Genomic DNA, 5288 nt, shown 5'->3' with positions numbered 1-5288 from the left:
GTGAAGTTGATGGGTTGTCGACAACCGAGCGCGATGAAATCGTTTGGTTGTCGACAACGGAGCAAACGCCAACTCAGTACTCAGTACTCAGTACTCAGTACTCGGTACTCGGTACTCAGTACTCAGTACGCGGTACTCAGGACTCAGGACTCAGTCCAAAGCACCAAACAGGGCACAAAACACCGCTTCTGCAACGTCCGATAATCACTCTTATGTTGTATTGAGACTGCAAAAATCCCCGTGTTTGAGCGATTTCTCGCTTAGGCACCGCTCGCTGAGCTGCCCTGCTGGAATGCGATCACGCGCCGGTCGCTTACGCGTCCCGCTGGGAATACCAACACGCGCCGGTCGCTTACGCGTCCCGCTGGATTGGATCACGCGCCCGCTTCCGCGTCCCGCTGGCGTCCAGGACTCACGGCCGCCAGCCGGCTGGGCGTGCGAGCGTGCTGTTCTGCTCGGGTGTAAACACTGGCTGCAACCGGTCTCGCATCTCATCGACCAAGACGCCTTCGACGCCTTCGGATGCATCGATCAGCCGGCCGGCCAACCCGGCATCGGACTGCGTTTGGGAACCCTCGAACTCGGCGTCGAATCGCTCCAAGTACGGATGCAAAAACTGATGGATCTCCGGCGGGATCACCGACTCGCTGCGGTCGAGATGCCGGGCGATGAATCGGCCGCTTTTGCTAGCAACGATCGCTTGGCGAATCCCATCCCCCATCAGCGTGACGGCGAACAGCGTGATCAACGTGCAATACAGCCCACCCTTGAGCAGCCCGAACAGCGCTCCGATCTGGCGATCGAATTCCTTCAGCTTCATTCGGTCGATCGTCCGGCGGACCATGTTGAAAGCAACCCAAACGACCAGCGACGTCCCGACGAACAGAATCAACATCGCCAGGAAACGATTCCAGGGAGGCTCGGCGACGATCGAATGGCTGAGCGGCTCGCGGAATCGATAGGCCACGAAATAACTGACCACGATCGACGCGATGGAAGCCAACTGCCATGCGAAGCCCTTGACCGCGCCAAAAATGGCAGCCGCAACGAGCACGATCAGCATCAAGATGTCATAGGTCTCCACAAGCCGTTGTCCTCGCACTCCTGTCCATGAACTTCACTCTTGCCGGCCACACCGTGACGCAACGCCCCGACGCTTCTTGGCAAATGCTTGCATTGCAAGGCGCCCACGAGCCACACCGATCCGATAGGACCGAGGGCAGGGCGTCGCCGCGGTGACTTATACGCGATCGACGCGCCGCAAGCGAAGACCAATCGCAATCCAGTCTTGGCAGCGGCCTATCGAAAGCGGTATGTACCGAGTTTCCAATTTGCTCGACCGCCCTCCCCTGCCCCTCACCCATTTGCTAGCGTGGCAGATTTCAAAACCCACATCAGCGCCAGCACGCTTGTCGGGATCGCCTACGGTTACTGGGGCGTGACCTCGCAATCGATGACGCTGGAAAACGGGATCTTGGCCGGAGGTCTGTGTTCGGTCAGCGGCATGCTGCCGGACCTGGATAGCGACGGCGGCATTCCGCTGCGTGAGATCAGTATGTTCACCGCGGCAGTCGCCCCGATGATGATGCTCAATCGCTTTCGCGACTACGACCTGTCCCACGAGTCGATGGCTTTGGCGGCGATGTTGATCTATGTCGTGATCCGCTTCGGCGCCTTTGAGTTCTTCAAACGTTTCACCGTCCACCGTGGCATGTGGCACAGTCTGCCTGCCGCGGGGGTTTCGGGATTGATCGCCTACCTGGCGATGCCGACCACCAGCGACGCCGAGCGGGCCTACAAAGCGGTGGCGGTCGTGGTCGGTTTTTTGGTCCACTTGATCTTGGACGAAATCTGGGCCGTCGAAGTCGGCGTGGCACGACTGCGCACGAAGAAGTCCTTTGGAACCGCGCTCAAGTTTCTAGGCAACGACGCGATCGCCAACGTGTTTGTGTACGCGTTGTTGTTCGGGCTTTGCTACACCGCGTGGAGTGACAACACGATCGCGGCGCGGCTGCGCGAACGCGCCAAGTACGACCTCACACAACCCGGCTGGCAGTACACACCGACGTCTCCGCCATCCGACTGGACGGCGCCCCAGTGGCAACTGCCCGAATTAGGCTTTAGCGCCTCGCGTCCTTCCGCGGAGCGGAAGTAGAGGGGGAGACAAGGAGACAAGGAGAGAGGGAGACAAGGAGACAAGGAGAGAAGGAGAGAAGGGGAGTCGAGAGTACCCAGTTCCCAGAAAACTTGAAACTTGAAACTTGAAACTTGAAACTTGAAACTTGAAACTCCCCTCCTTCACCGTTCCAACAACATCGTGACCGGACCATCGTTGACCAGCGCGACTTTCATGTCCGCGGCGAAGACTCCGGTTTCGACCCCAATCCCCTGCCCTTTCAGTTTCTCGACATACAGCTCGTACAACCGCTTGGCGATCGCCGGGTCGGCGGCGTCGGTAAACGCCGGACGACGGCCCTTGCGACAATCGCCGTAAAGCGTGAATTGGCTGACGGCCAAGACGCTGCCGCCGATATCGATCACCGACCGATTCATTTTCCCGGCGTCGTCTTCAAAGACGCGCAACACGGCCGTCTTCTCTGCCATCCAGCTGACGACCGACTCATCATCGGCGTGTCCGATTCCGACCAAGGCCAAAAACCCCGCTTCGATTTGGCCGACCACCTCTCCTTCGACCGAAACACTCGCTTGACTGACCCGCTGCAACACCACTTTCAACTTATTGTCCTCTAGAATGAATCGCTCGCGCTCTCGGGCGCGCTGTCAATCATCATCACGTACTCTACGTCTCGCAAGTCGTTTGACCATTCATGTCATACCTGTTTACCTGCCCGCACTGCCACGCGCAAACTCAGGTCGAGGATCGATACAGCGGAAAGTCCGGCGAATGTTTTTCGTGCGGCGCACCGATCCAGCTGCCCGACTTCGCCGCTTCGACGACTCCCGCTGACCGCCCCGCAAACAAACGCCCCCTTGGCGTGCTGATTTCCGCGGGCGTTGTCCTGACGATGCTGGTTTGCATCGCGTTTGCCGCCATCCGTTTCGGCGGCGACAGCGTTTCTCGACTTGCCGAGATCCGCGTCCAAAACTCGTCGATCAAGAATCTGGAAAGCATCGCCGCGGCACTCAACGCGTACGCGGCCGACTACGGAACGTATCCACCGGCAACGCTTCGCGACAGCGCCGGAATCCCGATGCATTCGTGGCGGGTGCTGATTCTGCCTTACCTCGGGGAACAGGAGACCTACGACCAGTTTGATCTGAGCAAACCTTGGGACCATGAGCTGAACCTGCAAGCGAGCTACTCGATGCCTTCGGTGTACGTGCACCCCAACGACACCAACCGAGCCGGCACGCAGTCGGGATACTATTTGATCACGGGCCCGGGAACGCTCTTCCCTCCCTCAGGTCCCTTGTCTCCCGACAAGATTCAAGACAATGCGTCGCAGACCATCCTGGTGATCGCCGGCGCCCCGCCGGTGAACCGCGCGATCGGAGGCTGGGCCGAACCGGTGGACCTTGACTACACGGCGATGAAAGGCGTGATCAACGGAACGGTCGGAATCGAACCGGGCGGCAGAATGGCGAGCGGCGTGACGATGGCGACGGTCGATGGCCGCGGCCACTTCCTGCGCAATGATTTGTCGCCGCGAACCTTCGCCGCGCTGGTCACCCCCAACGGCAACGAACCGCTCCCCGACGACACCCTCGATTGAGAGGGTTGCTATGCCAAGAACCCGAGCGGATAGGTTGCCTGTCCTTTGTTGACGAAGTTGCGGATGTTGGGCAGGATGCTTTCCATTTGATGGTCATTCTCCAGACCGTACCACATTGCCAATTCGCACCACATTTCATCGACCGACGTCGTCGGCAACAAACGGCCGCGGCCGAGATCCAGCGGGTTGCCGGGCGCCAACGAATCCGGATACGTGCCGCACAATTGATTGCCTTTGACCGGTCCGCCCATGATGATCTGGTTGCCGCCCCAGGCGTGATCGCTGCCGCGTCCATTGCTGTTGAGCGTCCGAGCGAAGTCGCTGGCGGTGAAGGTGACGACATCGTTTTGAACGCCCAACTCCGTCATCGCGTCATAGAAATCTTTCAACGCTTCGCTGACGCGGGTCAAGTTGGTTTGCTGGTTATTGATCAGTTCGTCGTGGTTGTCCCAGCCGCCGATGTTGACGAAGAAGATTTGCCGCGAATGCCCGATCGTATCACGCGCGCCGATCGTCTTGGCGACCATCTGCAACTGGCTGGACAGATTGTTGTTGGCGGTACGGAAGGTCGTGTTCAAGTTGACCGCATTGGCCGCCTGGTTAAACGCGATTGCCGAGTCGAGCGCGTTGCGATTGGCATTGGCGAACGTTTGCTCCACCAAGTTCCCATAGGATCGCGACAGAACGTCATCGGTCAACTGCGTGTAGATCTTGGCCTGCGTCCACGTTTGGCCATACCATCCCACTTCGCTGGCGCCGGAGTTGGTCACGATGTACGGAATCACCGATCCTCCGGTCTGCATCATGTTGACCGAATTGAGTGCGATGTTCATCGAGATGTTGTCGTTCGAATTGACTTGACTGGTGATCAGGTCAGCCATTCGTCCGGCCCAACCGGTCACCTGCGAACGGGTTTGCGGGACCGAGGTCATCCAGTGGCGTTGCAGGTCGGCATGGGAAAACAACCCCAGTGGCAGATTGGATCGCGTCTGATACTGCGCCATCGTCGTCGGCTCGACCAAACTGCCGATGTTGCACAGGAACGTCAGATCACCGGCTTGGTAAATCTGTTGCACATCGCCCATGCCCGGGTGGATGCCAAACGTTCGTCCGGTCGAGTTATCGGTGATCGGATGCAATTCATTTTCGGGCAACCCCAACGCGCCGTTCCCCGGCTGATAAACGCCTCCACGTGCAGCCAGATAATCAGCCCGCTCGGCGGCATCCATTGGCGTCAGCATGTTGAACGAATCGTTACCGCCGTACATGAACACACAGACGAGCGCCTTGTAGCCACTCAGATCATTCGCGGCGACGGCGGCGTTGGTTGCCGACAAACTGAACAACGTCGACAGCAACGACGTGTTGGTCAGCGCCGCGCAACCGCCGGCCAGTTTCAGAACATCTCGACGAAGCGGTTCGCGGTGGATGCGATGCGTGGGTCTCATGACAATCAGTCCGGTACGGGAACAAGGAAAGCAGAATCAGTGGCGTCGGATTCAGTGACGAGCGACTGAGTGACGGGCTACTGAGTGACGGGCTACTGAGTGACGG

At 58.9% G+C, this 5288-nt stretch carries 5 protein-coding genes; 2 read left to right on the top strand and 3 right to left on the bottom strand.

Features of this window, described 5'->3' with window-relative positions; genetic code table 11:
• Positions 1 to 412: 412 nt before the first annotated feature.
• Complete coding sequence (locus ABX749_RS20680) at positions 413 to 1102, bottom strand: CvpA family protein (RefSeq protein ID WP_372897643.1); 690 nt, start codon at positions 1100 to 1102, stop codon at positions 413 to 415.
• A gap of 270 nt (positions 1103 to 1372) precedes the next feature.
• Here ABX749_RS20680 and ABX749_RS20675 point away from each other — a divergent pair, with 270 nt between their 5' ends.
• Positions 1373 to 2155 (top strand): metal-dependent hydrolase, encoded by a 783-nt coding sequence (locus tag ABX749_RS20675; protein ID WP_372897642.1) that lies wholly within the window; start codon positions 1373 to 1375, stop codon positions 2153 to 2155.
• A 143-nt stretch (positions 2156 to 2298) separates the two neighbouring features.
• Here ABX749_RS20675 and dtd read toward each other — a convergent pair whose 3' ends face one another.
• Positions 2299 to 2736: a D-aminoacyl-tRNA deacylase gene (gene dtd / locus ABX749_RS20670; protein WP_372897641.1), complete on the bottom strand. Its 438-nt coding sequence runs from the start codon at positions 2734 to 2736 to the stop codon at positions 2299 to 2301.
• 92 nt (positions 2737 to 2828) lie between these two features.
• Here dtd and ABX749_RS20665 point away from each other — a divergent pair, with 92 nt between their 5' ends.
• Entirely contained in the window at positions 2829 to 3734 is a 906-nt protein-coding gene (locus tag ABX749_RS20665; protein ID WP_145219903.1) for a DUF1559 domain-containing protein, read from the top strand.
• Between the two features lie 8 nt (positions 3735 to 3742).
• On the opposite strand, the gene ABX749_RS20660 is transcribed toward ABX749_RS20665, so the two are convergent.
• The gene (locus tag ABX749_RS20660) at positions 3743 to 5182 is read right to left on the bottom strand and encodes a DUF1501 domain-containing protein (RefSeq protein ID WP_372897640.1); all 1440 of its coding nucleotides are present in this window, start codon (positions 5180 to 5182) and stop codon (positions 3743 to 3745) included.
• Positions 5183 to 5288: the final 106 nt, after the last annotated feature.

The organism is Stieleria sp., assembly GCF_041595215.1.
GTDB lineage: Bacteria > Planctomycetota > Planctomycetia > Pirellulales > Pirellulaceae > Stieleria > Stieleria magnilauensis.
Note: the sequence above shows the minus strand (reverse complement) of the source record. Positions and strands in the feature narration are given on the sequence as shown.